This window comes from Streptococcus oralis subsp. oralis (assembly GCF_000960035.1).
Taxonomy (GTDB): Bacteria; Bacillota; Bacilli; order Lactobacillales; family Streptococcaceae; genus Streptococcus; species Streptococcus oralis_G.
In genome coordinates this window covers 626,284-651,683 of sequence record NZ_JYGR01000005.1, presented here as the reverse complement: position 1 = coordinate 651,683, position 25,400 = coordinate 626,284, and the positions used below count along the sequence as shown (strand labels likewise).

Here is a 25,400-nt window from a genome sequence, read left to right as displayed (position 1 = left end):
TTCTCCTTAGTCTGCGTAGATATCTTCAAATGCTGATTCTAGTGGTGGGAATGGGCTTTCTTCTGCAAATTTAACAGAAGCTTCTACTGCTTCCTTGACTTGTGCTTGAATTTCTTCCAATTCTTCTGCACTTGCAATATTGTTTTCAATGAGGTATTTGCGAAGGTTTTCGATTGGGTCTTTTTGTTTCCACAATTCCACTTCTTCACGAGTACGATATTTACCAGGGTCAGATGATGAGTGACCAAGCCAGCGATAGGTTACACTTTCGATCAAGACTGGGCCATTGCCACCACGAACATGATCTACAGCTTTCTTAAATCCTTCATAGACATCGATGACGTTGTTCCCATCTTCGATAAACATTCCAGGAATTCCATATGCCGCACTACGTTGATGGATATGCTCCACATTGGTCATTTTCTTGATATCCGCAGAAATCCCATAACCGTTGTTAATGCAGTAGAAAATAACAGGAAGTTTCCAAATAGAAGCCATGTTCACTGCTTCGTGGAAAACACCTTCGTTGGTCGCACCATCTCCAAAGAAGCAGACAACGATTTTACCAGTATGTTGCATTTGCTGACTGAGGGCTGCACCAACAGCGATTCCCATACCACCACCAACGATACCATTGGCACCGAGGTTCCCAGCATCTAGGTCGGCGATGTGCATAGAACCACCTTTTCCTTTACAGGTTCCAGTGTATTTTCCAAGGATTTCAGCCATCATTCCGTTAAGGTCAATCCCCTTAGCAATAGCTTGTCCGTGTCCACGGTGATTTGAGGTAATCAGATCATCTGGATTGAGAGCCAACATAGCTCCGACGTTAGCAGCTTCCTCTCCGACAGAAAAGTGAGTCATACCGGGAACTTTCCCCTTTTTCACTAACTGAGCAATTTTTAAGTCCATGCGACGGATTTCTTCCATCTTACGGAACATCTCTAGCAAAAGATTCTTATCTAAAGTTGACATAATCTTGCCTTTCTAACTTTGTACTTACCTTACTATTTTACCTTTTTTAGTATACACTGTCAAAGTATATGGCTAATAAAATTTCACAATATAAAAAAATAAACCCCTGTTAAAACAGGGATTCTCTCTAGTTAGAGTATTTTTTCACAAAGTGCTTTTTCAGGATAATTTCTTAAAATTAGCTCAATCTTTTCATTACGGTTTTCAAACGCCATTGATACAAACAACCAGAAACAATCAAGCTGGCAATTAACCCAATCCAGTAGGCAAATGCCCCCAAGTCAGTTACTTGATCTAGTAAATATCCTAGAGGTATCGCTACTCCCCAATATCCGATTAAGCCAAGATAGAAAGGAACGATAGTGTCCTTATACCCTCTTAAAATTCCTTGGAGCGGAGCCGCAAAGGTATCAGCTAGCTGGAAAAAGAGACTGTAGGTTAGAAATATAGCAGTTGTTTCGATGAAGTGAGGGTCATTTCCATATAGACTTGCTACACGATCTCTAAAAATGTAGAGAAAGGACAGGGTAAGACCTGCAAAAATAAGGGCGGTTACTCTCCCTAGACGAGCATAGATTTTTGCATCCTCAAAACGTTTAGCCCCCACCTCGTAAGACACAACAATCGCCATAGCAGAGGAAATACTCATGGGGAAAGCGTACATGAGGCTGGAAAAGTTCATAGCTGACTGGTGACTGGCGATGATGAGCGATGAAAACTTAGCCATGATTAGTCCCACCACAGAGAAAATAGCCACTTCCGCAAAGACGGTTCCTCCTATTGGTAGACCTAACCGAACACCTTCCTTGATTTTATCTATATTGAGTGGGATAGGTTTCTCAAGATGTAGCGCTTTTAATCTTTCTTGTTTGAACAAAACAAGAAGAGAAATGCCCAATAAAACCCAATAGGCTAGCGAAGTTCCTAGCCCTGCCCCTGCGCCACCAAGCTCTGGGAAACCGAAAGCTCCATATATCAAGAGATAGTTAAAACCACTATTGAGCGGAAGTAACAAAAGCATGAGATACATAGATAGCTTAGTCAATCCAAGAGAATCTAACAAAGACCGAATGACACTAAAAAGCAACAAGGGAATAATCCCGATAGAAAGGTACCAAAGATAAGAAACTGCAACTGCCGCTACTTGAGCTTCTAGTCCGATATGATTTAAGACAGGCGGTGCTAAGAATACTACCATGCCAAGCAAGACCAAAGACAGTCCGAAAGCTAAGTAGACGAATTGATAAAAGTCAGATGCCACTTCTTCCTTTTTGCCCCGTCCCAGATGATGGCCTATGATGGGAACCATGGCCGAAACAATCCCTGTTAAAAAAGTAAAGAAAGGATTCCATAGACTCGTTGCAGTTGATACTCCTGCCAAGTCCATGGTATTGTACTGCCCAGTCATAGTTGTATCAACAAAAGAGGCAGAATAATTGGCAAACTGATAAATCAGGATAGGGAAAAATATCTTAAGAAATAAGACAAACTTGTCTTTAAATTGATGGGTTGGATACATATACGCTCTCTATTCTTATAGTTTATAGAGCAGAATCCCATCTAGTTTTGATAGACGATTTGTCCCTTGCAGATGGTATATTTAACCTGCCCTTTTAAAGTTTCACCAATAAATGGTGAATTAGCTGCTTTTGAAGCAAAGTGTGAGTCCACAAGGCGGTCAGCCTTAGCATCAAAGATAGTGATATCAGCTGGACCATTTTCAGCCAAGTAACCTGCTTCAAAGTGGTAAAGCTTGGCTGGATTGACAGTCATTTTTTCAAGCAATTCAATCAAGCTCAACTCACCAGCTTCCACCAAATAAGTCAAACCAAGAGAAAGAGAGGTTTCCAAACCTGTCATACCAGATGGTGCTTTGGTGATATCTTCAACATTTTTCTCATCTGCATGGTGAGGAGCGTGGTCTGTCGCGATAACTGTGATAACACCTGACTTGAGACCTTCGATAACGGCACGACGGTCTGACTCCAAACGAAGTGGAGGATTCATTTTGGCATTGCTACCTTGAGTTAAAAGAAGAGCTTCTGTCTTAGAGAAATGTTGTGGCGCTACTTCTGCTGTGACTTGCGCCCCTAATCCCTGAGCAAACTCTACTACCTTGACACTTTCTTCCTTAGACAAATGCTGGATGTGAACATGGGCCTTGGTTGCATAGGCAATCATAACATCACGCGCAATCATAGCGTACTCAGCCACGCCAGTCGCTCCACAGATATGAAAATGTTCCTTAGCGATGTTTTCGTTAAATCCAAGAATCCCATTCAAACCTGGATCTTCCTCATGAAGGCTGATAAAGGTATTGAGTTTTTTGGCTTCCTCCATGGCTTCCTTAACCACTTTACTACTTTCAAGGGGAATACCGTCATCAGAAAAACCAACCGCACCTGCTTCTAAAAGAGCCTTAAAGTCTGTCAAGTCTTGGCCATTAAAGTTCTTGGTAATAGTCGCAACCGTTTTGACGTTAATTTTTTCCTTGGCAGCAGACTGGAGAACTTCTTGCAAAGTTTCTACGTCCGAAATGGTTGGACTAGTATTAGCCATCATGACAACCGTTGTAAAACCACCTGCAGCAGCCGCTAGTGCCCCAGTATGGATGTCCTCCTTGTGGGTCTGACCAGGTTCACGGAAATGAACATGAATATCCACTAGTCCAGGCGCAACTACAAGACCAGTAGCATCAATTATCTCTGCTCCTTCTTCCTTGATTTCAGACGCAATTTTGACAATTTTCCCATCTTGGACCAAAACATCACACACTTGATCCAAACCAGACTTAGGATCCATTACACGACCATTTTTGATTAGTAGCATCTGCTTTCTCCTTTATTCATAGAAATCAACTTGGGTATCCAATAATTTATCCCCATCATAAACAAACTTGGCTGAAAAGAAGGGTCTGTCCTCTAAAAGCCACTCAACAAAGGTGTGGTCACCTTCCCAAGTTGGCTTGCTCAAAACCTCGTCATAGGGAACCCATTCCAGCGTCCCCTCATTGCAGTCAATCAAGTCACCCTCAAACTCTGTCACCTTAAAAACATAGGTGTACCAGTCTAAATCTGGTGTGAATTCTGGAAAAGTGATAACACCTTTAAGTACTGGCTTGGCTTTGAGGCCTGTCTCTTCGAGGATTTCACGCGCTGCACATTCCTGTGGAGTCTCACCTCGCTCTAGCTTTCCACCCACACCAATCCATTTGCCTTCATGGACATCGTTGGGCTTCTTATTGCGATGGAGCATGAGCAGTTCTTTTCCGTTATCAATGTAGCAAATCGTCGCTAACTGAGGCATATTCTCTCCTTATCTAAGCCAATCGATTGGCTCTTGTCCTGTCTCTTTTAAGAATGCATTGGCCTTGGAAAAAGGCTTGGAACCCCAAAATCCTCTATAAACCGATAACGGACTAGGATGGGCTGATTCGATAATTAAGTGGTGAGGATTGGTAACCAAGACCTTCTTCTTACGTGCATAAGCGCCCCAGAGCACAAAGACTATCGGTCTGTCTAGATTATTGACAACCCGAATCACGGCATCAGTAAAAGGCTCCCATATCTGCCCAGCATGACCATTGGCCTGCCCAGCAGGAACAGTCAAGCAAGTATTGAGAAGTAAGACTCCCTGCTCAGCCCAAGACGTCAAATCATGTGATTTCTTAACGCCGATATCATCTGACAATTCTTTTAAAATATTTTGCAAGGACGGTGGCCCTGGAATAGCATCGGGTACAGAAAAACTCAAGCCCTGCGCCTGACCTGGCCCGTGATAGGGGTCTTGCCCTAGAATCACCACCTTCACTTCTTCAAGCGGTGTAGTCAAGAGAGCCTGAAAAACTTTTTCCTTAGGTGGATAGACAGTTCCCTGAGCATAGACCTGTTCCATAAATTGATTGATTCTCCCGAAATAACCTTCAGGTAATTGCTCCTTAATCAAAGCATGCCATGATGAGTGTTGCATCGCCGACTCCTTCGTTTTTACTGCCTCTATTATAGCAAAAAGTGGCTATTGAAACCACTTTTTACAGTTCTTATATATACTGTTATTGACCCTATTATTTGACATGAGCATTCACAGTATCAATCAGCCATTAAAAACTTTTCGATTGTTTCAATAGCATAGGAAAGTTGATTATTTACAGACATCATCCGTTCAAAATTAGCGTCCATATAGTAGAGCTCAGATAAGCCACCCCTAGGAAGAAAGAGTGAATAGTGGATATTCATCTTCTCTCGAGTACTTAACTCTATATGATTGCTTATGATATACTTTAACTCTTTTAACGAATTTACTTGAGCAACCACACCTTTTAACTGATACTGCTCGATGAGGTTTAGTAAATTGTCAATCTCTTCAATGACTTTAGTTTCCATATCATCCCCTCTTAGGAAAAGCACTACATAGCATCTAAACAATCCAGCAAGTTTTGGTAAGAATGAACTTCATAAGTTGGCTGGGCTTGTGTGTGATTTTCGAGGTGATAGGGATTGTACCAGATAGTATCAATTCCAGCATTATTACCACCTTGAATGTCGGCGGTTAGAGAATCTCCGATCATCAGCGTCTTTTCTTTACTAAATCCTGCAATCTGCTGACCGATTTTTTCATAGAATAGTGCATCAGGCTTTTGCGTCTGCAACTGTTCAGAGATAAAGACTTGGTTGAAATAGGGAGCCAGACCAGATTGAGCCAAACGCCCTGTCTGGATGGCAGTAATCCCATTTGTCGCAGCATACAAATCATAATCACGCTCGATGAGGCTGTCCAAGAATTCATGAGCGCCCGAAAGAGTTTGTCCCTGCTGGGCTAAGTAAAATTGATAACGCTGGGCAAGTAACCTCCCGTCTTTTTCCTGTCCAAAATGAGCAAATAAACGAGAAAAGCGCGTGTTAACCAGTTCTTGTTTACTGATTTTCTTTTGCTCCAAGTCCTTCCAGAGAGACTTGTTCATAGGAACATAATAGTCTTTATAGGCTTGAATGTCCGCAACTCCTTCTTCCTTTAGAAGTTGCGTCAAAGCCACATCCTCAGCAGCATCAAAATCAAGTAAGGTGTGGTCGAGGTCGAAGAGTAGAAATTTGTAGGGCAATTTGAGAGTTTTCCTTTCTAAGATAAACAACTTTTACTTCATTCGGTTGTTTAATGTAAAAAATTAAACGTGGTAAAGTATAACAAAAATAATAGTTCCAATTGATTAACTAACTCATACTATTCTAGTCAAGTTTATTGTAGAAAAAACTTCTATAAATTCGAGCAATAGTCAAAATAAATACAGAAACTACCCCTATAATAGTTAAAACTGATTTCCCCACACCTGTATCATCATTTATTATGTAAGTGTGAAATAAAGGTGCTAGACCTAGCAAAACATATAAGATGTAGAAAACTAATTTTATCTCACCAATACCAGTAATAAAATGTTTCATTTAAATATTCTCCTTTTAATTGAATATGATTAGGACATAATACTAACAAATAATCGTCAACTGCGTTTACAGCACTTTGTTACCTAGAAAAGGTATCCTTTCTCTACCTGATTTGATTTTAAAGAGAACTAAGATTTAACCATCTTTATCTCACTTCTTATTTTTTAATAATTCATACTCTTTTTCATTGAGTTTATTGCCATACAAATTGATACTATTTTATTCTTCACAGAGTATATAGGTAGCGATACTATCGAATAGAGAAACGCTAAAAAAATAAGCAAGAAATACTCTGTGCTGCTCATTAGCGGCCCCTTAATGATAAAAATAGATAGGTACCCCACACGATGATAAGCGCTTTACGAATTGACTCTAGATTACTCATCTACCTACTCTTAATATGTAAAGAGAATCTATTTTTAGCTCACATTCTCTTTCCAACAAGTCATAAACGTTTCATGATATTTCCTTCTTTTACATTAGGTAAAGTTGAAATACATTTTTGCAAGTGAAAATATTATTATTTGGAAACCCAAAATATCTATCCCTCTTCTAGAGCTAAACCAAGTCAGATTAAAGATACAAATATAATGGTAGGGCTTTCTTTTACTTTAGACTACCATAAAACAAGGAATCTTTCAACAAAATTCATTGGTAAACTACTATCCTATACAATTGACAGCTCAAATCTTTCAGAATAGAACAATCCTAACTATCGAATACTCTGTTCTCATAAATATCTATGTAATTCTAAACCTAGAATTCCTATAAACTAAATGTTTTCGCACTATTCTAAGCCATTGATTGCCTTAAATTTTAATTTTTGAAGGATTCTAAAGCTAGAATAGTCCCATTACAATCAGTTTTGATTGATTCACAATTTAGAAACACTATAGCTTTACTCCTGTTAAAATAAAAAGGAACTGCATAAAGCAATCCCTTTCTGATTTCGAAATTATTTACTTAAAATTTGATAGTTGAGATAATCAATAGCCCACCTATAAAAAGAGTTATAGTAAAATTTCTTATTTATTGATTTCAAGCTCCGACAACTGTGTTTGAATAACTGACAGTTCTGCACCAGCCTGAAGAAGAGCAGCTGCAGTATAGGTACCTTCTACAATTGGAACCCTGTTGATGATAATACTTTTATCACTGAAATCAACCACCATTTCTAAGTTCATTTTAGCAGAACCTAGGTCAAAAAAAGCTAATAAAGTATCTGCTGGATTTTCGGAAACAACCCTATCTACTTGATCAAAACTTGTTCCAATTTCTCCATCTTCGGTTCCTCCTACATAAGTAATCGGAACATCTTTAGCTACTTCACTAATCAGTTCAACAACACCTTCTGCAATGTGTTTGGAATGTGAAACGATAACAAGACCAACACTTCCCATTAAACCACCCCAGTTTCTAAAAGAGCAGTAAAGAGTAATCCTGATGAGAATGATCCAGGATCAATATGTCCAAGAGAACGTTCTCCTACATAAGATGCCCTTCCTTTAGTTGCAAGTAAATCTTTGGTAGCATTCACTACCTTATCAATAACCTCTTGAGTCAATTGGCCAGCAGATAAGGCAGCAATAACAGGAGTCCAAACATCAACCATTGTCTTTTCTCCAACTTCTGCTTTCCCACGTTTGACAATCATATCCAAACCGCTTTGTAAGATTTCCTCTATTTTCGAATTTGAATCAGCCTTGGCCATGCCCATAAAAGCAGAGCCATACAAGGGACCAGAAGCACCGCCTACCTTGCTCAGTAATTGCATTGAGACAAGTTTAAACACATCACTGCTTGTTTCAAATTGCTTTCCTTCTAAGTTTTCCATAACTGCAGCCATTCCACGCGCCATATTTCCACCGTGATCTCCATCTCCTATAGGGGTGTCTAGCTCACTAAGGTAATCTTTCTTTTCTTGAATATTATCATTAAAAAGCTTCATCCATTCAAGAGCTTGTTCAACATTCATTTGACATTTCCTCCTTGAGTTTTACCAAGCTGGTGTAGTAACAGGTGCTTTTAGAGCATCCAACCACTCATCATCTGTCAATCTAATCAATGTTAATGACAAACCAGCCATATCGATTGAAGTCATGTAGTTTCCAATTTTCTTAAATGCCAACTGAACACTTTTTTCATGGAGCAATTTAGCTACATCATTTGCAAATACATATTGTTCCATAAGTGGTGTGCTTCCTAAACCATTAATGAGAAGGCCATAGCGTTCGCCTGATTTAAGTTGGAAACCTTCAGATAATTTTTCAACCAATTCTGATGCCAATTCTGCAGAAGATTGCATTTTCTCTTTTTTATACCCTGGCTCACCGTGAATACCAACTCCATATTCAAATTCATCGTCTTCTAGAACAAATCCTGGTTTGCCAACTTCAGGGACAGTTGCTCCAGATAAGGCAAGACCAATTGTTTTAATTTCTAATACAAGTTTATCTGCCAAATCCTTCATTTCAGCTAATGATTTACCAGAACGAGCTGCATCACCCAAAATTTTATGGACTAAAATAGTACCTGCAACACCTCGACGACCTTGGGTATAGAGACTATTTTCAACAGCAATATCATCATCAACAACAACGCTTGCTACATCAATACCTTCCATTTCAGCAAGTTCTTGTGCAATTTCAAAGTTCATAATGTCACCAGAATAGTTCTTGATAACCATAAAAACTCCAGCGCCTTCATCAGCTGACTTAATGGCCTCTAAAATTTGGTCTGGAGTAGGTGAGGTAAAGACAGCTCCACAAATAGCAGCAGACAACATGCCTTCTCCTACAAATCCAGCATGACTTGGTTCATGTCCGGAGCCTCCACCAGAAATGAGTCCAACTTTTCCTGTCTTTTCTGCCTTTCTAACAATGACATCAAAGCCATCTAAGCGTTCAACCAAGTCACTATGCATGAATGACAACCCCTGCAACATTTCATCAACAACCTGTGTCGGTTCATTTATAATTTTTTTCATGAGAAACTCCTTTCGGCATGTATCTTTGTTTTCGCTTTCATTATATATTTTTTATTGCTGGATGATAAGGGACAGATTCTATTATTTGTCCCATTTTAAACCCGTTTAAAACATTTTTTTGGTAAAATGAAGTAAGTAAAAGAAAGGCTTCCTATGGCATCATCACTTATTACAAAAAAACGGATTGCCAAGGCATTTAGAGACCTATTACCTACTAGAGAATTTGACAAAATCTCCATTGTAGATATCATGGAATCAGCTGGCATTCGTAGACAGACCTTTTACAATCACTTTCTTGACAAATATGAACTGCTAGACTGGATATTTGAAAATGACTTAACCGAGTATATCACCAATAACTTGGACTTCATTTCGGGCCAAAAACTATTACAAGAATTATTTTTTTATTTCGAACAAGAGCGTGACTTTTATATTCAACTTTTTGATATTCAAGGGCAAAATAACTTTTATGACCACTTTATCAGCTACTGTCGCTTGCTTGTATCAAAAATTTTAAGAGAATACGGTCAGATTAATATCGATTCATCTGCTTATACTTGTTTTTTGTTAGACTACCATTCACATGCTCTAGCAGAAATCGTGAAAGCTTACGTCAATAAAAAAAGTCCAGTTCCACAACCAGACTTTTTAATCATGACGATTATTGGAAAGAGACCACAATGACATTTATTTCAAATCATAAACAAAAAATTATTTCAAGTTACATTTCGGCAACTGTTAGCAGTCATCCTGAATTAGAAAAACACCCTACCTTACCATTAGTCTATCAAAAAAATCGCAATCCTCATCAGGTTCCAATATTGTCTGGTGGAGGTTCAGGTCACGAACCTGCTCATATTGGATATGTGGGAGAAGGGATGCTTACCGCTGCTATCTATGGCCAATTATTTACTCCTCCTACAAGAACTGAAATCTTAGAATCCATTCGTTTTTTAAACAATGGTCACGGTGTCTTCATCATTGTAAAAAATTTCGAAGCAGACATCAAAGAATTTAGCTCGGCCATTAACACTGCTAGAAAAGAAGGAATTAAAGTCGGCTATAGTCTAGCACACGACGATATTTCAATTGAACCTCACAATAGATTTCAAATTAGAGGAAGAGGGCTTGCAGGGACAATCTTACTGCATAAAATCCTAGGATTTGCAGCTCAAAATGGTACCGACATAGAACAACTAACCGATTTAGGTCATGAACTTGCTCCCGAAATCGCAACGATTGGCTTTGCAACGAAATCCGCTAGTCTACCCCAAACCACCCTTCCACTATTTAGCTTGAAAGAAGGAAATATTTCTTATGGCATTGGGATACACGGTGAAGAAGGTTATCGTATCGTCCCATTTCAATCTTCGGAAATCCTTGCAAATGAAATTATAAGCAAATTAAGATTGCACTATCATTGGAAAAATGGGGATCAATTTATATTGCTTGTAAATAATCTAGGCACTACTACCAACCTAGAAATGGGCATATTTATCAATGATCTCCTTCAACTCTTAGAAATTGAAGGAGTCACTATTACCTTTATAAAATCAGGAACATTTATGACCAGTTTGGATATGGCAGGTATATCCGTAACTCTTTGCCCTGTAAAAAATAAGCAATGGCTAGAAGCCCTCAATGCTCCAACGACAGCTTTTGCATGGTAATTTGCTTGTATAACTCAATAGGGCTACATCATTTGATAGCCCTTTGCTTTTATCTTACGTTTAAAAGAACTGATTCTTGCCATTTAAAAACAGTTCATCTATACCTTGCAATTTTTCTGATGAGCTTTGAGTTTTTTGATAGCCCAATCATAGTGACTGGGGGTGCTACTGACAAAGTAGGAGCCTAGACTTGTTCCTCCCGTCCACTTATAGACACCTTTTGTGAACAATTCGTCATTGCTGAAGCCTTCCATCAACTCTAAAACCTCTTTATGAGATTGATTGAGGAGTTTGGTCGCTTCTTCTAAAGACGTTTTCTGGTGCTTCTTCCAAATAGCGACATTCATTTCCCCATAAGTTTTCCAATTATAAGGCTCAGGGAGAAAAGGTCTTTCATGATCCTTTTGATTGGAATGTATCCAGGTCAAAAGTAACTGATGCCATTCATAGAGATGGATCAGGACATCTCGTAGATTTTTATCTCTTTTCCAGTGAGCTTCTTTTTTCTTTTGGTCTTTTGAAAAATCAAAAGGAGTCTGTAGCTCCTCTTCACTTAACTGAGAAATTAGGAGATTAAGTTTTTCATAGTTTTCTTTAGAGGCTAACACTAGCTCCTCTTTTGTTTTTGGTCTAGGCATAGGAGTTCTCCCTTCATTTTCAACTAGAATAAGCTATTTTCTTACTTCATTATACCATAATCAAAAAGCAGTTCTTCATTTTACAAAAAACTGCTTTTACTGACTAGTTATTTTATGCTTATAGTCACTAGTTTACATATAAATCTCTAAAGCGACCGTCCACTTCTGCTATCTGATAGAGCAAGCGGGATAGTTCTTGGTAGTCTTCTTTTAAACATGAAAGGTGGGCTTGACCAAATAGAGTAGCCAATTCCTCTTTTAATCTTGCCCCTTCTGGATCATGAACTTTTAAGAACTTACTGATATAGAGATTTCGAACAGCAGCAAGTTTAAAGCTGAAGTACTGATGCAATTGTTTTTGCTCCGTATTTAAGCCGTTTTCAGCAACTGCTTTTGCATAGCATTCCAAAACACCGTTTTGACCATTCAGATATCGATTCTTCATAATCCTTGCTGTTTCTTGATAGATTTCAGTCTGACTAGGACTCTTGACCTTCTTAAAATTTCCCCACATGGAGTAGGCTCCACGCTTATAGTCAATAGCCTCTGCCTTCCAGGCTTCTAGTATGTCATTAAAAGCAACCTTCATACAGGCAAAACCAGCTGGATCATGCAAATAAAGGTACTGCCCATCAATACCATACACGGTTACAAAATGATCCACACCATAAAGGATTGTGTGATTGGGGTTGTAGGTCAGATGGCCCATATCAAGAGGTCCCAGTACGACAGGTCCATTAGTCAGAAAGGTTTCCAACTTTCTTTTTATCTCTTCCAAATCTACTTCCGCTCCATCCTTTAGATAGAAGTCCTCATAGTCAAATCCAAGTATTTTTAAAGAATGAGAGATAGAAAGATCTGGCATTCCGTTATCAAAGAATACTAGAGGGTGCTGGTCATCTTTCTTTACGATACTAGCGCCATTTCCCATCACCATGATTGCCTCTAAAAACTCTGCTTTAAAGTCATAACCATAGCTATCCAATGCCATTGCCAATGAATAGCTATAGCAAAGTGATACATCTCCAAAATACATCTGCATATTCTTGCCTCCTTATCTTCTATGGGACTATTATACCGAGAAAACTATTCGCATGCCCCATAAAATCCAAACAAAAAATATGGGTATTTGTGATCTATAGTCATGAACTTCAACAAGAAAACTGGCTGTTTCTCTCAACAACCAGTTTTCAATTTTTAAGCTAATTTTTAACTGTTTTTCTTATGAAAGAAAAGCGAGGCGATAGCCAAAATACCAAAGGCTAGGCCAACATACCAGTAGGGTTGATCTAAGGTCGTTGAACGACCTGATAGATTGACAATTCCTCGAAAGAGCATTCCAGCTGTTAGGACTGCAACTGCCGAGTTCCACAAGTTTAGGCTGAATCGTCCTAAGTGTGGCATGATTTTCAACAATAATGCTAGAACGATGCCCCCTACTAGAGGGACTGCAAAGAGATAGTGCATATGAAGCGAGGTCTCCCCAAAACTAAGGGATTCGTAGATACGGCTAAATGCAAAGAAGAAAATAGTGAGAAGACTATAGCTAACGAGTGTCTTTTTGAGGCGTTTGTTTTTGTTTTTAGTAACCGATGTAGACAATATCACTCACCGCCCTTTCTGATATCTTGCTTCCACCCGTGGTCGGTTTATTGATTACCTGACCGTTAAAGTAGAGAGTTGAGGATCCACCACCATCAAGGTTATAGGCCGTCTTCACTCCGTAAGATTTCATCACTTCTGCCATCTGGTAAAGAGACAAGCCCTTGCTTTCAGAGGTACGACCATCCGAAACGATGATGATGTAGTGATTTTCATCGATAATCCCGATAGCTGTACGAGGATTCGATGACATGGCCTGACCGACTTCTGTATTGGTATCAACAGATATTTCTCCATTCTCAACTAGAGACGGACCAAATGCCAGTAGATTGACGACACCGTCCTGAACCAACTGATTGGCTGAAACTTGGTCCTCGTAGATGATTTTAAAGGAGCCGTCCTTGTAAATGGCAAGGTCACCGTTACTAGCATCTTCACGTACACTGTCCCGATAGACAACTCCATTACGTATAACATAACCAGAACTATTGGCTCCATAGTAGTCACCGTTGACAGCTAGAATAGCATTGTTTTCAGCAGCCGTTACAGAGGTTTTAGCTGTGACGTTGGTTCCATAGGAGTTTTGAGCTAGAGCTGTTTTGAGATAATCCGATGAACTGAGGGTTATATCTGCCACATAGACTTGCGTTTCATTGACAGTCTTTTCAGTGAGTGTGACACTGATATTTCCATCTGAATAGCTAGTATCCGTCACTTGAGCATTTTTTGCTGCCTGACTTGCTGCTGCGGTGTTAGAGGTTGAGCCGGTATTAGATACAGTGGAAATCGTTTCAGCGAGTACAAAGGTCTTCAACATCGAATAGGTAAAGGAGCTTGTCAGGAGCAAGCCCAAGACCGAGGCGTATAGATAGGGTTTCTTTAAAACTTTCATAATGGGCTACAAGTCCTTTCTTTGAAAATAAAGCGAGTTTGAACTGTCCAAGAGAGAATAAAGAGCATGATTCCGACAAGAATCTTCGCAATCAGCAAATTGACTCCAAAACCTGAATTAAAGAGACGAATCAGGATGGTGTCTAAGATAAAGAGACCAACTGCTAATCCAAAATAACCTGATCCTGTTTTAAAACTGCTCGCCTTGTTCTTAAAGACCAATTTTTTGTTGGTAGAAAAGTTAAAGATGGAGCTAGTCACACGTGCCAAACCATTTGAGAGAAGAACACGCAAACCTGTCGGAATAAAGCTCAAGCATAGAATAGAGAGAGCGTAGACCACATAATCTACGATAAAACTACTAAAAGACGAGAGCGCAAACTTTAAAATATTTTTATAAATCATCAATCCATCTCGAATAGGCCGGAAGTGAGAAGCCTCATTGTCGTTGATATAGACTGTTTCAATCGGAACTTCTAAGATTGGGTAGACTTGACTTGCTTCGAGGAGCATGTTCATCTCGTATTCATACCGTTGTCCTTCTACCTTGAGCATAAAAGGGATCATATCCGTTGAAAAGGCACGTAATCCTGTCTGTGTATCGGATACAGCGACACCCGTTTGCAGTTTAAACAAGATACGAGTCAAGCTATTTCCAAAGCGACTACGCAAGGGAACCTTGCCAGTAAAGGCACGGACACCAAGGACAAGTGTATTAGGATTTTCATTTGATTTGGTCAAGCTGCGAAATATGTCCCAGATCCTGTGCTGTCCATCTGCGTCTGCTGTAACCACAGTCCCTGGCTTATTGAGAGACTGAATGTGCTCAAAAGCTGTTTTCAGAGCTTGACCTTTTCCTTGATTGACCTGGTGGTGAAGCACCGTCGCAAAATCCTTCGCTCGAGCAAAAATGTCTTGGCATTCTGCCGAACTTCCATCATCAATGACAATGATGTAAAAATCGCTCTTATTGTGAATCTTTTCAATCAATTTGATGAGATTGTAGTCAGGTTCGTAAGCTGGAATAACTAGATAGTTCATATTTACACCTCTTTCTTTGATGATTGGAAAAGTATACAAGTAAATGCTTAAAAATTGCTTATACTTAAATTTAAGTAAAATCAAATTTATTGTTCTTCTCATAAATTCGTGCAATCAAAGAAAGAAAAACTCTGTAAAAGCTATCTTCTACAGAGTTCGATTTGCATCTTTATAAAAAGTAAGAAAATGTTCTAGTTCTTAATCACTGGTATCCAGAGTTCCATTTGATAGTCAGGTGACGACATGTCTCCTTCAGTATAGACTTCAAAGTCTGGCGCTCCTGAGTGGAGATAGCCTGTTTCAGGGAAAAAGACCTCCAAGACATATTTCCAAGCATTGTGAATGCTAGCTGGTATAGGACCTTTGACTGGGACGATAGCATATTCAGCGGCTGGGACATCTTTGATGGACAGACCTAGTTCTTCTGCTTTAGCTTTATCCGTCACATCATAAGCAGCCATATAGTTGATGATTTCACCTTCTTTGACATCCGAACAGATGCCGAAGGATTGGCCACTGCCTAGACTCTCTAGGCTTTCCAAGCTGTGATTGTTATAGAGATTCTCCCAAGCAGACGGGCATTTGCTATTGTCAATAGCTTCCAATAGGACACCTGCAACGGTAAATGCAGGCTTCTTTTGAATCTTGATATCCATGTTCTTTCCTCCTGTAATCTTTAAGGATAATTGAAGTCTAGGAAAAACCCGATAAGGTTTTCCATTTCGAACTTCTGAGGGGGTCGCACCATGGAATTTCTTGAAGGCTGCGCTGAAGGCGTCAGCAGACTCATAGCCGTATTTCAGTGCTATGTCAATGACTTTCTCAGAGCCTTCCCGCAAGTCTGTCACAGCTTCTGATAGCCTGCGATTGCGCAAGTATTCTGCTAATGTCATATCTGCCAAGATAGAAAATAGCCTGCTAAAGAGAGGGTAAGAATAGCCCGATAGCTGCTGAAATCTTTTCATATCCACTTCTCCAGTCAGTTGCTGCTCCAAATAATCCATAGTTTGATTGAATTGATGCATCATATTCTTCTTTTCTTACCTCCACAAGATACAAAGGTTGTTAAAAGCAAGGTGAAAATAGGAAAATTAACGCTGGTTCTTCTGATTCTAGGTAATTTTTTCTTTTTCACATAGCTTTTAGTCCGTGTTCAATTCTATCTATATTCTAACAAATACAAGATACTTCCACCCTAGAATCTTTGGACAAGATTTAAAGGTGTAAATTCTATAACTTATCTTTTAATTTCTCAACAAAGAGATATGCTGCTGGACAGGTCAAGGTATTCTTAATCGTCAAATGATTAATTTGATGGATTTTTTTACGATCTGTATGGGGGAATTCACGACAGGCCTTGGGACGAACGTCATAGATGGAGCAGAGATTATCTCCTCCTAGAAAGGGGCAAGGCATGGATTTGAAAACCTTGTCCCCATCTTCATCCACCTGTAAAAACTCTGCTTCAAAGGCTGGTAATTTCATCTTAAAGTACTTAGCGATACGGGTGATATCTGCTTCTTTAAAGTCGGGCCCCAAAGTCTTGCAACAGTTGGCACAGGCAGTACAATCTATCTCAGCAAAAACTTCTTGGTGAATCTGCTGTGCAATCTTATCTAGATTCTTTGGTGGCTTTTTCTTTAGATTAGCTAAAACTTTACGATGCTCCTTCTGCTTTTGCAGTGCTAGTTGGTGGTAATACTCAATATCAATCTCTTTAGACATAATTTCTTCCTAATACAAGTGTTTTTGTCTATTATACCATAAACTCTGCCCCTTTCTTATCCCCTTGAACAGAAAAAAACCCTTCGGATAAAATCCGAGGGGCTAGAAACGTTGTTAAATCAACGATTATTTTTTAAGGTTGTAGAATGATTTCAATCCACGGTATTCAGCTACTTCACCAAGTTGATCTTCGATACGAAGCAATTGGTTGTATTTAGCGATACGGTCTGTACGTGAAAGTGAACCAGTCTTGATTTGTCCTGCGTTTGTTGCAACTGCGATGTCAGCAATTGTTGAATCTTCAGTTTCACCTGAACGGTGTGATACAACGGCAGTGTAACCAGCTTCTTTCGCCATTTCGATAGCGTCAAATGTTTCAGTAAGTGTACCAATTTGGTTAACTTTGATAAGGATTGAGTTAGCAGCACCTTCTGCAATACCTTTTTCAAGGTAAGAAGTGTTTGTTACGAAGAAGTCGTCACCAACCAATTGAACTTTACCACCAAGACGTTCAGTAAGAGCTTTCCAACCGTCCCAGTCGTTTTCATCCATACCATCTTCGATAGTGATGATTGGGTATTTGTTTACCAATTCTTCAAGGTAGTCGATTTGTTCTGCAGCAGTACGTACAGCGGCACCTTCACCTTCGAATTTAGTGTAGTCGTAAACTTTACGTTCTTTATCGTAGAATTCTGATGAAGCACAGTCAAATCCGATAAATACGTCTTTACCAGGAACATAACCAGCAGCTTCGATAGCAGCAAGGATAGTTTCAACACCGTCTTCAGTTCCTTCGAAACGAGGAGCGAATCCACCTTCGTCACCTACGGCTGTTTCCAAACCACGTGATTTAAGGATTTTCTTAAGTGCGTGGAAGATTTCAGCACCCCAACGAAGAGCTTCTTTGAATGATGGTGCACCAGCAGGTACAATCATGAATTCTTGGAAAGCGATTGGAGCGTCAGAGTGAGAACCACCGTTGATGATGTTCATCATTGGAGTTGGAAGAACTTTAGTGTTGAATCCACCAAGGTAGCTGTAAAGTGGGATTTCAAGGTAGTCAGCAGCAGCACGAGCTACAGCGATAGACACACCAAGAATTGCGTTTGCACCCAATTTACCTTTGTTAGGAGTACCGTCAAGTGCGATCATAGCACGGTCGATAGCTTGTTGGTCACGTACATCGTAGCCGATGATTGCTTCAGCAATGATGTTGTTTACGTTGTCAACAGCTTTTTGTGTACCAAGACCACCGTAACGAGATTTGTCACCGTCGCGAAGTTCAACTGCTTCGTGTTCACCAGTAGAAGCTCCTGATGGAACCATACCACGTCCGAAAGCACCTGATTCAGTATAAACTTCTACTTCAAGTGTTGGGTTACCGCGTGAGTCTAGGACTTCGCGAGCGTAAACATCAGTAATAATTGACATTTTTTACTCTCCTTTGAGTTAAATTTTTTACACCTCTATGATACCTTAAAAATAAGCGTTTTTCAAGAAAAAACGTTATCTTTGTGCAAATTTTCCTTAACTTTATAAAGTAATCGCTTTCACGACTTCCTATTTATCCACTTAAAATTATCAACTTGTTTGAATATGAAATCGTTATAACCTTTATTAATATTAATCAAAATAATAATTCATTTATGTCGATTAAACAAGTTCTACCTTTAATTTTACAAGTAATTTAAAATATATGTCACAAGTGTTAGTATTTTACAATTCCATATCAAATACTTTATTCACTTTAAAAATTGAGTTAAATTTGATACTATACTATAAGAAAAATATTAAGGAGACTAATAATGAAGAAGAAATTCTTATTAATTGCTTTATTTATATCAGTTATTTTACTTACTGCCTGTGCTAATAATAATAGTAAGGTTGTAGAGAAAAACAGTGATGGTACTTCAACTATTACTTATACTGATGGTAGTGTAATTGGGACAAACGGTAAAGATTTTACATTTTTACAAGAAGACGGTTCATCAATTATTTATCTTGACAACGACAAGACCTATCAGTACCATGGTACTGACGGTAGTTTTGTCTCAAAAGATAGTGGTGGCTCTTATACCATTCAACTTCCTTCTGATGACAATGTCATCCTCTATGCAAATGGTTCATATTTAATTAATAACGCAGATGGGAGTTCTGAAACAGGTTCAAGCAAAGAAGAACTTAATAAATACTTGATTTCTAAAAATTTCACTGTATTTTCTGATCTTGATAAAAAAGTTGCAGACATTGTAGATTACGTAAAGAAAAATAACTAGATCATCTTATCTCTTTCATATTTTGAAGGAGATTTTATTTTGGAATTCAACTTGAATTATGGTAAAATCAAACTATGACAGATTTATCAAAACAACTACTAGAAAAAGCTCATGGTGGGCCGAAATTAAACCCTGACGAACAACGCCGCTATCTCGGCACTTTTGAGGAAAGAGTTCTTGGCTACGCTGATATTAATACTGCCAATAGTCCTGAATTAGAACATGGATTTTTCTCTATTTTAGAGGTTTTTCAAGAAAAGGTAGAGGCACTTTTTGTGAAGATTTCACCAAATATCGAGTTTGACAAACAGGTCTTTTACTTAAAACAAGCAAAGGAAACCAACTGTCAGGCGACTATTGTTTCAGACGATCATATCACCTCTCCTTTCGGTCTTGTCATTCATACAAATGAACCTGTTCAAGTAGACGAAAAGGACCTTAGACTTGCATTTTCAAGTCTTTGGGAGGAGAAAAAGGTAGAGGCCCCTAGAAAATCCATCTGGAAGAAATGGTTTGGTTAATGATTTCTCATATTTAATAAACGACCAATATTAGTAGCTGTGTGCTCCAAATAGAGGCTTGCTTTTTTCAGACTCTCTTCCAAAGGTTCACTTTTCTCTAAAATAGAAAAGGCTGCTTGTATATTTTCGAATGGTAGGGAAGGTAAATCCTCGGAAAGACTACCACAAATAGCGATAACTGGAACTCCTTCAGGAGTTCTTTTTGCTACACCGATAGGAGCTTTTCCAACAAAGCTTTGACTGTCCAGTCTACCTTCTCCAACGATAACCAAGTCGGCCCCTGCAACCTTCTTGTCAAAGTCAATCAAATCTAAGCAAGTGTCAATCCCAGATACGATAGTGGCCTCAGCAAAGGCACAGAGCCCAGCCGCAATCCCACCGCCGGCTCCTGCTCCTTTAAGAGAGAGGGTTGATGGTGAAAATTTTTCATAGAACCGCTGGATAGCCAAATCTACTGTCTCAAACAATGCAGGATCCAAGCCCTTTTGTTTTCCAAATGTATAGGTCGCTCCTTGATGACCACATAGAGGGCTCACGACATCTGCTAAAATGCGGATTTTCACATCTTCAGGAATCCTATACAACTCACTGTCTGAAACTGACTTGAACTCAAGCAAAGTCTGACCACAAGCTGGCAATTCTTTTCCATTCTTATCATAAAAGTGATAACCCAAAGCAGCTGCAATGCCAATTCCACCATCATTACTTGCCGTACCACCTACACCGATATAGATTTCTTTCATTCCAAGATCAATGAGATGGCGAATCAACTCTCCGATACCTCTGGTTTGGATGTGAAGAGGGTTTCGTTTCTCCCGCGGAATCTTTCCAAGACCAACCAAGTCAGCAACTTCAAAGAGCGCTATTTGATCTTTATAAAAGTAGTGCATGGCTTCTTTTAGGCCAAAAGGTCCTGTCACTTGGAACCATTTTTCTTCTAGTTCAAGAGAATGTCGAATAGCATCTACAGTTCCTTCCCCACCATCACCTACAGGGCAAAGCAGACATTCTACATCTGCTATTGACTGTTCAAAACCCCTTTTTATAGCTTTGGCGACCTCTTCTGCCGTCAAACTTTCTTTAAAAGAATCAGGTGCGATTACAATTTTCATAGTTCCCTCTCATTCTAAGAAATCAATCAAAGGTAGAACTTCTAAAAGATCTCTCGTATCTACATGACAAGCTATCTCTGCTTTTACGACATCTTTGGCACAAAAGGCTATTCCATGACCTGCTGACTTTAACATCAAGAGGTCATTAGCCCCATCACCGATGGCAATCGTTCTTTCTTTGGGAAGTTCTAATTTCTTTCTCCATTTCTCAAGAGTAGCTTTTTTTACTTGACCTGTCACAATTTCACCAACTAATTTTCCAGTTAAAAAACCGTCTTTGATTTCCAACTGGTTGGCAGAGAAATAGGAGATACCAAGGGATTCTGCTAATCTCTCAACTATTGGTGCAAATCCACCAGACACTAGACCGACTAGAATGCCCTTCTTTTGAAGTATGGAGATAAATTCTTGAGCATTCTTGGACAGATGGATGGATTTGAAGACAGTATCAAAAACCGAGACCGGAAGACCTTTTAACAAAGTCACTCTCGCTCGTAAGCTTGTTTCAAAGTCCAGTTCGCCTCGCATTGCTTGGCTTGTAATCTGCGATATTTCTTCTTCGCAACCTGCTTCTTTTCCTAAAAGATCAATCACTTCTTCTGCTATCAGGGTGCCGTCAACATCCATGACACACAAGCCTTTTACTTGAGACATAAACTTTCCTTTCTAAACAGTCCAAAAATCGTATGAAAGAATCATACGATTTTATCTATTAGTTGACTAAACTATGGTACAAGTCAAGGTAAGATTTGCAGGCTGTATCCCATGAAAAATCACATTCCATAGCTTTTTTTTGTAGATTTCTCCAAACGTCCGGCTGGTACTTATAAACATCCAAGGCTGTTTGGAAACTCCAGTTAAGCCAGTATGGTGTTAAATTATCAAAGCTAAATCCAGTTCCAGTTCCTTCGATCGGATTGAAGGATTGAACTGTATCACGCAAACCACCAACCTCATGAACCAATGGTAGAGTTCCATAGCGCATCGCCATCATTTGAGACAAGCCGCATGGTTCAAAACGACTTGGCATGAGGAAGAGATCACAAGCTGCGTAGATTTCTTGAGCAAGTTTGACATCAAAAGTGATATTTGCTGATAGCTTGTCTGGATAGACTTGAGCAAACCAAGAGAAGGAATGTTCAAAAGCTGGGTCACCTGTTCCTAAAAGGACTATTTGAACGTCCTCCTGTAAGAAACGATGCAAGCTTTCTACAACAACATCAAAACCTTTTTGGCGTGTCAAACGAGAGACAATCCCAACTAGAGGAACATCTGCTCGCACAGGTAGACCAACTCTCTCTTGCAATTTTGCTTTGTTTTGCGCTTTTCCAGACAAATCTTCCTTATCAAAATGATAGTCTAAAAGTGGGTCTGTTTGAGGATTATAGAGATCTGCGTCAATACCATTGACAATACCTGAAACCTTACCTGACTCCATGCGAAGAATCTGATCCAAACCACAACCGAACTGACTGGTCATAATCTCATGCGCATAGCTAGGAGATACGGTTGATACACGATCTGCGTAGAGAATCCCTGCTTTCATCCAGTTAAGACAATCATTCCAGCGAAGAGTGCCATCAGCATAGCGTTCAAACCCAACACCAAACAAATCCCACAACATTCCTTCAGAAAATTGACCTTGGAATTCCAAATTGTGAATGGTTAAAACGGTTCTGATTCCTTGATATGCCTGAATCCAATGGTACTTTTCTTTTAACAAAAAGGGAATCATGGCTGTGTGGTAGTCATGAACATGGAGAAGGTCAGGGATAAAGCCGATGCGCTCCATGGCTTCAAGAGCAGCCAGTTGGAAAAAGGCAAAGCGTTCACCATCGTCAAAATCACCGTAGACATGACCACGGAAGAAATAATACTGATTATCAATGAAGTAGAAGGTTACACCATTCAAGACCGTTTTCTTAATACCACAGTACTGTCTACGCCATCCTACACTAACTTCAAAGTGGAGAACATCCTCTATCTGGTCTCCGAACTTAGCTTCTACCATATCATAATAAGGCAAGAAAACTGCAACTTCGTGCCCCGCTTTTACAAGTGATTTGGGAAGTGCGCCAATGACATCGCCCAAACCACCTGTTTTTGAAAAGGGTGCTCCTTCTGCCGCTACAAATAAAATTTTCATGAATAAATGTCCTCTGTTACTGTTTCACCCTTCTTCACTACAACTGGATGTTCTGCCGTTCCTCGAATGACAATACCATCCGCAACTTCAACGCCCTTGTCCAAGATAGCATATTCAACTTGGGCACCTTGACCAATCACAACACGAGGGAACAGAACGCTGTTCTTCACAACACTATCTTTGTGAACATAAATGTTACGAGATAGGACTGACTGAACTACCTCACCCTCAATGATACTACCAGAAGCAAACTGAGAAGTACTTACTTTTGAAGTATTCGCATAGTAGGTTGGTTCTTCATTCTTAACTTTTGTATAAATCTTTTGATTTGGTGAGAAAAGAGAGTAGAATTTTTTAGATTCAAGCATATCGATGTTTGCTTGATAATAGGACTGAACAGAATGAATGTTCGCTAAGTAGCCTGTGTATTCGTAAGCAAAAGCTCCTTCTTTTGCAGCTAAATCACGGAGAACATAGCGCAACTTTTCAGGATATTCTTTCTGAGCCTCTTCTTCAAGTCGTTCAATCAACCAAGGAGTATCCACAACAAAGATATCTGTAGACATGTTGAAGAGTTCATCCGTAGATTTATTATCAAAGAGTTTGTGCGAACGAACATGGTCAGTTTCATCAATTTCCAAGATAGCATTCACATCTGAAATGTCTTTCTTCGGAAGTTTCTTATATACAACTGTAATCGGACCTTTCGTTGTATTGTGTAGGTGGAAGACTTGATTCAAGTCAATATTCACCAGCACATCGCAGTTAATCGAAACGGTCTGGTTTGAACCTGAACGTCTCAAGTAGGTAAGAAGTTGTTGGTAATACTCTTTTCCAACTGTACTGCTTTCAACACGAGTATTGTAAATTCCTAGATAGTAGTGACTTAGAAGGGTGGACAAGCCCCACTCACGACCTGAACGGATATGGTCGAATACTGAGCTGATATTATCTTGTTGGAAAATACCAAAGATACTACGAACACCTGCATTTGCAAGACTGGAAAGGGGGAAGTCAATCAAACGGTATTTCCCACCGAAAGGCAAGCTAGCTACCGGACGGTGTTCTGTTAACGTTGACATATCATGAAAACCAACCGTGTTTCCCAAAATGGCTGAATATTTATCAATCTTCATCTGTTGCTACCCCCACTACTTCATTGTATCCTACTACTTGTACTTCATCCGTTCCGTCAATTTCTACGCCGTCAGCAATAATGGCACCCTCACCGATAATAGCACGGGTAATCTTTGCTCCATGGCCAATAATAGCCCCACTCATGATAACGGAATCAACGACCTCAGCACCTTCACGTACTTGTGCTTCTGTTGAAAGAATCGAACGTTTAACCGTTCCATCTACAAAACATCCATCTACGACCAATGAATCCTCAACATGTGCATGCGCACCAAAGTAGTTTGGTGGTGAGATCAAGTTTCTTGAATAAATTTTCCACTGACGATTGCGACTATCCAAGGCGTTTTCTGGTGAAATGTACTCCATATTGGCTTCCCAAAGTGACTCAATTGTACCAACGTCTTTCCAGTAGCCATTAAATTCATAAGCATAGACACTTTCACCAGACTCGAGATAGTTAGGGATAACGTTCTTCCCAAAGTCTGACATATCCACATTGCTCTTTTCAGCAGCAACAAGCATATTGCGAAGTCGTTTCCAGTCAAAAATATAAATCCCCATAGAAGCCTTTGTAGACTTAGGTTGAGCAGGTTTTTCTTCGAATTCAACGATACGATTATTGGCATCTGTATTCATGATACCAAAACGGCTAGCTTCTTTGAGAGGTACGTCTAGGACAGCTACTGTCAAACTGGCATTGTTATCCTTGTGGGACTGAAGCATATCATCGTAGTCCATCTTGTAGATGTGGTCACCAGAAAGAATCAAAACATACTCAGGATTAACACTGTCGATGTAGTCAATGTTTTGGTAGATAGCGTGACTAGTCCCTTCAAACCAACGGTTTCCTTCGCTGGCTGAATAAGGTTGTAAAATAGAGACACCTGAATTGATACCATCCAATCCCCAGCTAGAACCATTTCCGATATGGTTATTCAAAGCGAGAGGTTGGTACTGCGTAATCACACCAACATTATGGATTCCAGAGTTTGCACAGTTGGAAAGAGCAAAGTCAATGATACGGTAGCGCCCACCGAATTGTACTGCCGGTTTGGCAATGCTTTGAGTGAGTTTTCCGAGACGTGTTCCTTGCCCACCCGCAAGGATCAAAGCTAGCATTTCATTCTTCATTTTCTACTCCTTTATAAAGTCATATGAACGTTAAAATCGAAAGAAGGTCGGAAGTCAAACTTTTTATAAAAATAATAGGAAATCCATTTCTCTTGTGTTTCAAGTCCAATACAA

At 39.5% G+C, this 25,400-nt stretch carries 28 protein-coding genes and 1 pseudogene; 4 read left to right on the top strand and 25 right to left on the bottom strand.

The window, feature by feature from the left end; all coding sequences use genetic code 11:
- Positions 1-6: 6 nt before the first annotated feature.
- From TZ92_RS06415 to dhaK, 12 genes and pseudogenes are all read right to left on the bottom strand, one after another.
- Entirely contained in the window at positions 7-975 is a 969-nt protein-coding gene (locus TZ92_RS06415; RefSeq protein WP_000105349.1) for a thiamine pyrophosphate-dependent dehydrogenase E1 component subunit alpha, read from the bottom strand.
- Positions 976-1,153: 178 nt separating this feature from the next.
- Complete coding sequence (locus tag TZ92_RS06410) at positions 1,154-2,494, bottom strand: MATE family efflux transporter (protein WP_033629753.1); 1,341 nt, start codon at positions 2,492-2,494, stop codon at positions 1,154-1,156.
- 41 nt (positions 2,495-2,535) lie between these two features.
- A complete protein-coding gene (locus TZ92_RS06405) occupies positions 2,536-3,804 on the bottom strand; it encodes a dihydroorotase (RefSeq protein WP_033629752.1) in 1,269 nt (422 codons plus the stop codon).
- A 12-nt stretch (positions 3,805-3,816) separates the two neighbouring features.
- Positions 3,817-4,281, bottom strand: coding sequence for an NUDIX hydrolase (locus TZ92_RS06400; RefSeq protein WP_033629751.1), 465 nt, complete (start codon positions 4,279-4,281; stop codon positions 3,817-3,819).
- A gap of 9 nt (positions 4,282-4,290) precedes the next feature.
- Positions 4,291-4,944: a uracil-DNA glycosylase gene (locus TZ92_RS06395; protein WP_033629750.1), complete on the bottom strand. Its 654-nt coding sequence runs from the start codon at positions 4,942-4,944 to the stop codon at positions 4,291-4,293.
- Between the two features lie 119 nt (positions 4,945-5,063).
- Positions 5,064-5,357 (bottom strand): hypothetical protein, encoded by a 294-nt coding sequence (locus TZ92_RS06390; protein WP_033629749.1) that lies wholly within the window; start codon positions 5,355-5,357, stop codon positions 5,064-5,066.
- Positions 5,358-5,380: 23 nt separating this feature from the next.
- Complete coding sequence (pynA, locus tag TZ92_RS06385; protein ID WP_033630181.1) at positions 5,381-6,073, bottom strand: pyrimidine 5'-nucleotidase PynA; 693 nt, start codon at positions 6,071-6,073, stop codon at positions 5,381-5,383.
- Positions 6,074-6,197: 124 nt separating this feature from the next.
- Positions 6,198-6,410 (bottom strand): hypothetical protein, encoded by a 213-nt coding sequence (locus tag TZ92_RS06380; protein ID WP_033629748.1) that lies wholly within the window; start codon positions 6,408-6,410, stop codon positions 6,198-6,200.
- A gap of 185 nt (positions 6,411-6,595) precedes the next feature.
- Positions 6,596-6,795: pseudogene (locus tag TZ92_RS10110) on the bottom strand (hypothetical protein); the annotation flags it as partial.
- 640 nt (positions 6,796-7,435) lie between these two features.
- Positions 7,436-7,810: a dihydroxyacetone kinase phosphoryl donor subunit DhaM gene (dhaM, locus tag TZ92_RS06375; protein WP_033629747.1), complete on the bottom strand. Its 375-nt coding sequence runs from the start codon at positions 7,808-7,810 to the stop codon at positions 7,436-7,438.
- Entirely contained in the window at positions 7,810-8,385 is a 576-nt protein-coding gene (gene dhaL / locus TZ92_RS06370; RefSeq protein ID WP_033629746.1) for a dihydroxyacetone kinase subunit DhaL, read from the bottom strand. The genes dhaM and dhaL overlap by 1 nt, the downstream gene beginning before the upstream one ends.
- 21 nt (positions 8,386-8,406) lie before the next feature.
- Positions 8,407-9,396, bottom strand: a complete 990-nt coding sequence (dhaK, locus tag TZ92_RS06365; protein WP_033629745.1) for a dihydroxyacetone kinase subunit DhaK — start codon at positions 9,394-9,396, stop codon at positions 8,407-8,409.
- 153 nt (positions 9,397-9,549) lie between these two features.
- On the opposite strand from dhaK, the gene dhaS reads away from it, so the two are divergent.
- Together dhaS and dhaQ are read left to right on the top strand one after the other, a co-directional pair.
- Positions 9,550-10,080: a dihydroxyacetone kinase transcriptional activator DhaS gene (dhaS, locus tag TZ92_RS06360; protein ID WP_033629744.1), complete on the top strand. Its 531-nt coding sequence runs from the start codon at positions 9,550-9,552 to the stop codon at positions 10,078-10,080.
- A complete protein-coding gene (gene dhaQ / locus TZ92_RS06355) occupies positions 10,077-11,066 on the top strand; it encodes a DhaKLM operon coactivator DhaQ (RefSeq protein ID WP_033629743.1) in 990 nt (329 codons plus the stop codon). Before dhaS ends, dhaQ begins: the two co-directional genes overlap by 4 nt.
- A 98-nt stretch (positions 11,067-11,164) precedes the next feature.
- Here dhaQ and TZ92_RS06350 read toward each other — a convergent pair whose 3' ends face one another.
- The 8 genes from TZ92_RS06350 to eno form a co-directional block, all read right to left on the bottom strand.
- On the bottom strand, positions 11,165-11,704 hold the full coding sequence (locus TZ92_RS06350) for a ClbS/DfsB family four-helix bundle protein (RefSeq protein WP_033629742.1): 540 nt from the start codon (positions 11,702-11,704) through the stop codon (positions 11,165-11,167).
- Positions 11,705-11,831: 127 nt separating this feature from the next.
- On the bottom strand, positions 11,832-12,746 hold the full coding sequence (locus TZ92_RS06345) for a cysteine peptidase family C39 domain-containing protein (RefSeq protein WP_033629741.1): 915 nt from the start codon (positions 12,744-12,746) through the stop codon (positions 11,832-11,834).
- A 167-nt stretch (positions 12,747-12,913) separates the two neighbouring features.
- The gene (locus TZ92_RS06340) at positions 12,914-13,312 is read right to left on the bottom strand and encodes a hypothetical protein (RefSeq protein ID WP_033629740.1); all 399 of its coding nucleotides are present in this window, start codon (positions 13,310-13,312) and stop codon (positions 12,914-12,916) included.
- Positions 13,287-14,198 carry a phosphodiester glycosidase family protein gene (locus tag TZ92_RS06335; protein WP_033629739.1) on the bottom strand — a complete coding sequence of 304 codons (912 nt, stop codon included), beginning with the start codon at positions 14,196-14,198 and terminating at the stop codon, positions 13,287-13,289. The genes TZ92_RS06340 and TZ92_RS06335 overlap by 26 nt, the downstream gene beginning before the upstream one ends.
- Entirely contained in the window at positions 14,195-15,238 is a 1,044-nt protein-coding gene (locus TZ92_RS06330; protein ID WP_033629738.1) for a bifunctional glycosyltransferase family 2/GtrA family protein, read from the bottom strand. The genes TZ92_RS06335 and TZ92_RS06330 overlap by 4 nt, the downstream gene beginning before the upstream one ends.
- A 191-nt stretch (positions 15,239-15,429) precedes the next feature.
- Positions 15,430-16,266 carry an AraC family transcriptional regulator gene (locus TZ92_RS06325; protein WP_033629737.1) on the bottom strand — a complete coding sequence of 279 codons (837 nt, stop codon included), beginning with the start codon at positions 16,264-16,266 and terminating at the stop codon, positions 15,430-15,432.
- Positions 16,267-16,468: 202 nt separating this feature from the next.
- Positions 16,469-16,963, bottom strand: coding sequence for a YkgJ family cysteine cluster protein (locus TZ92_RS06320; protein ID WP_000031476.1), 495 nt, complete (start codon positions 16,961-16,963; stop codon positions 16,469-16,471).
- A 126-nt stretch (positions 16,964-17,089) separates the two neighbouring features.
- Positions 17,090-18,394, bottom strand: coding sequence for a surface-displayed alpha-enolase (eno, locus tag TZ92_RS06315; protein WP_000022821.1), 1,305 nt, complete (start codon positions 18,392-18,394; stop codon positions 17,090-17,092).
- Between the two features lie 374 nt (positions 18,395-18,768).
- Here eno and TZ92_RS06310 point away from each other — a divergent pair, with 374 nt between their 5' ends.
- Positions 18,769-19,239 carry a hypothetical protein gene (locus TZ92_RS06310; RefSeq protein ID WP_033629736.1) on the top strand — a complete coding sequence of 157 codons (471 nt, stop codon included), beginning with the start codon at positions 18,769-18,771 and terminating at the stop codon, positions 19,237-19,239.
- A 74-nt stretch (positions 19,240-19,313) separates the two neighbouring features.
- Positions 19,314-19,760, top strand: a complete 447-nt coding sequence (locus TZ92_RS06305; protein WP_033629735.1) for a DUF1694 domain-containing protein — start codon at positions 19,314-19,316, stop codon at positions 19,758-19,760.
- On the opposite strand, the gene TZ92_RS06300 is transcribed toward TZ92_RS06305, so the two are convergent.
- The 5 genes from TZ92_RS06300 to TZ92_RS06280 are packed head-to-tail and all read right to left on the bottom strand — an operon-like array spanning position 19,757 to position 25,286.
- Positions 19,757-20,872, bottom strand: a complete 1,116-nt coding sequence (locus TZ92_RS06300; protein ID WP_033629734.1) for a glycerate kinase — start codon at positions 20,870-20,872, stop codon at positions 19,757-19,759. The genes TZ92_RS06305 and TZ92_RS06300 overlap by 4 nt on opposite strands.
- Positions 20,873-20,881: 9 nt before the next feature.
- On the bottom strand, positions 20,882-21,526 hold the full coding sequence (gene serB, locus TZ92_RS06295; RefSeq protein WP_033629733.1) for a phosphoserine phosphatase SerB: 645 nt from the start codon (positions 21,524-21,526) through the stop codon (positions 20,882-20,884).
- A 58-nt stretch (positions 21,527-21,584) separates the two neighbouring features.
- Positions 21,585-23,018: a glycogen synthase GlgA gene (gene glgA, locus TZ92_RS06290; protein WP_033629732.1), complete on the bottom strand. Its 1,434-nt coding sequence runs from the start codon at positions 23,016-23,018 to the stop codon at positions 21,585-21,587.
- Entirely contained in the window at positions 23,015-24,154 is a 1,140-nt protein-coding gene (gene glgD / locus TZ92_RS06285) for a glucose-1-phosphate adenylyltransferase subunit GlgD (protein ID WP_033629731.1), read from the bottom strand. The genes glgA and glgD overlap by 4 nt, the downstream gene beginning before the upstream one ends.
- Positions 24,144-25,286: a glucose-1-phosphate adenylyltransferase gene (locus TZ92_RS06280; protein WP_000787250.1), complete on the bottom strand. Its 1,143-nt coding sequence runs from the start codon at positions 25,284-25,286 to the stop codon at positions 24,144-24,146. Before TZ92_RS06280 ends, glgD begins: the two co-directional genes overlap by 11 nt.
- Positions 25,287-25,400: the final 114 nt, after the last annotated feature.

What these genes read in the sequence shown, in the direction of transcription:
- eno (WP_000022821.1), bottom strand. Translation starts at nt 18,394, where the DNA reads ATGTCAATTATTACTGATGTTTACGCTCGCGAAGTCCTAGACTCACGC.
- TZ92_RS06325 (WP_033629737.1), bottom strand. Translation starts at nt 16,266, where the DNA reads ATGATGCATCAATTCAATCAAACTATGGATTATTTGGAGCAGCAACTG.
- TZ92_RS06380 (WP_033629748.1), bottom strand. Translation starts at nt 6,410, where the DNA reads ATGAAACATTTTATTACTGGTATTGGTGAGATAAAATTAGTTTTCTAC.
- dhaK (WP_033629745.1), bottom strand. Translation starts at nt 9,396, where the DNA reads ATGAAAAAAATTATAAATGAACCGACACAGGTTGTTGATGAAATGTTG.
- TZ92_RS06320 (WP_000031476.1), bottom strand. Translation starts at nt 16,963, where the DNA reads ATGTCTAAAGAGATTGATATTGAGTATTACCACCAACTAGCACTGCAA.
- TZ92_RS06300 (WP_033629734.1), bottom strand. Translation starts at nt 20,872, where the DNA reads ATGAAAATTGTAATCGCACCTGATTCTTTTAAAGAAAGTTTGACGGCA.
- TZ92_RS06330 (WP_033629738.1), bottom strand. Translation starts at nt 15,238, where the DNA reads ATGAACTATCTAGTTATTCCAGCTTACGAACCTGACTACAATCTCATC.
- TZ92_RS06395 (WP_033629750.1), bottom strand. Translation starts at nt 4,944, where the DNA reads ATGCAACACTCATCATGGCATGCTTTGATTAAGGAGCAATTACCTGAA.
- glgD (WP_033629731.1), bottom strand. Translation starts at nt 24,154, where the DNA reads ATGAAGATTGATAAATATTCAGCCATTTTGGGAAACACGGTTGGTTTT.
- TZ92_RS06415 (WP_000105349.1), bottom strand. Translation starts at nt 975, where the DNA reads ATGTCAACTTTAGATAAGAATCTTTTGCTAGAGATGTTCCGTAAGATG.
- TZ92_RS06350 (WP_033629742.1), bottom strand. Translation starts at nt 11,704, where the DNA reads ATGCCTAGACCAAAAACAAAAGAGGAGCTAGTGTTAGCCTCTAAAGAA.
- serB (WP_033629733.1), bottom strand. Translation starts at nt 21,526, where the DNA reads ATGTCTCAAGTAAAAGGCTTGTGTGTCATGGATGTTGACGGCACCCTG.
- TZ92_RS06280 (WP_000787250.1), bottom strand. Translation starts at nt 25,286, where the DNA reads ATGAAGAATGAAATGCTAGCTTTGATCCTTGCGGGTGGGCAAGGAACA.
- TZ92_RS06410 (WP_033629753.1), bottom strand. Translation starts at nt 2,494, where the DNA reads ATGTATCCAACCCATCAATTTAAAGACAAGTTTGTCTTATTTCTTAAG.
- TZ92_RS06345 (WP_033629741.1), bottom strand. Translation starts at nt 12,746, where the DNA reads ATGCAGATGTATTTTGGAGATGTATCACTTTGCTATAGCTATTCATTG.
- TZ92_RS06405 (WP_033629752.1), bottom strand. Translation starts at nt 3,804, where the DNA reads ATGCTACTAATCAAAAATGGTCGTGTAATGGATCCTAAGTCTGGTTTG.
- TZ92_RS06400 (WP_033629751.1), bottom strand. Translation starts at nt 4,281, where the DNA reads ATGCCTCAGTTAGCGACGATTTGCTACATTGATAACGGAAAAGAACTG.
- dhaQ (WP_033629743.1), top strand. Translation starts at nt 10,077, where the DNA reads ATGACATTTATTTCAAATCATAAACAAAAAATTATTTCAAGTTACATT.
- dhaL (WP_033629746.1), bottom strand. Translation starts at nt 8,385, where the DNA reads ATGAATGTTGAACAAGCTCTTGAATGGATGAAGCTTTTTAATGATAAT.
- glgA (WP_033629732.1), bottom strand. Translation starts at nt 23,018, where the DNA reads ATGAAAATTTTATTTGTAGCGGCAGAAGGAGCACCCTTTTCAAAAACA.
- TZ92_RS06305 (WP_033629735.1), top strand. Translation starts at nt 19,314, where the DNA reads ATGACAGATTTATCAAAACAACTACTAGAAAAAGCTCATGGTGGGCCG.
- TZ92_RS06390 (WP_033629749.1), bottom strand. Translation starts at nt 5,357, where the DNA reads ATGGAAACTAAAGTCATTGAAGAGATTGACAATTTACTAAACCTCATC.
- dhaS (WP_033629744.1), top strand. Translation starts at nt 9,550, where the DNA reads ATGGCATCATCACTTATTACAAAAAAACGGATTGCCAAGGCATTTAGA.
- TZ92_RS06310 (WP_033629736.1), top strand. Translation starts at nt 18,769, where the DNA reads ATGAAGAAGAAATTCTTATTAATTGCTTTATTTATATCAGTTATTTTA.
- dhaM (WP_033629747.1), bottom strand. Translation starts at nt 7,810, where the DNA reads ATGGGAAGTGTTGGTCTTGTTATCGTTTCACATTCCAAACACATTGCA.
- TZ92_RS06335 (WP_033629739.1), bottom strand. Translation starts at nt 14,198, where the DNA reads ATGAAAGTTTTAAAGAAACCCTATCTATACGCCTCGGTCTTGGGCTTG.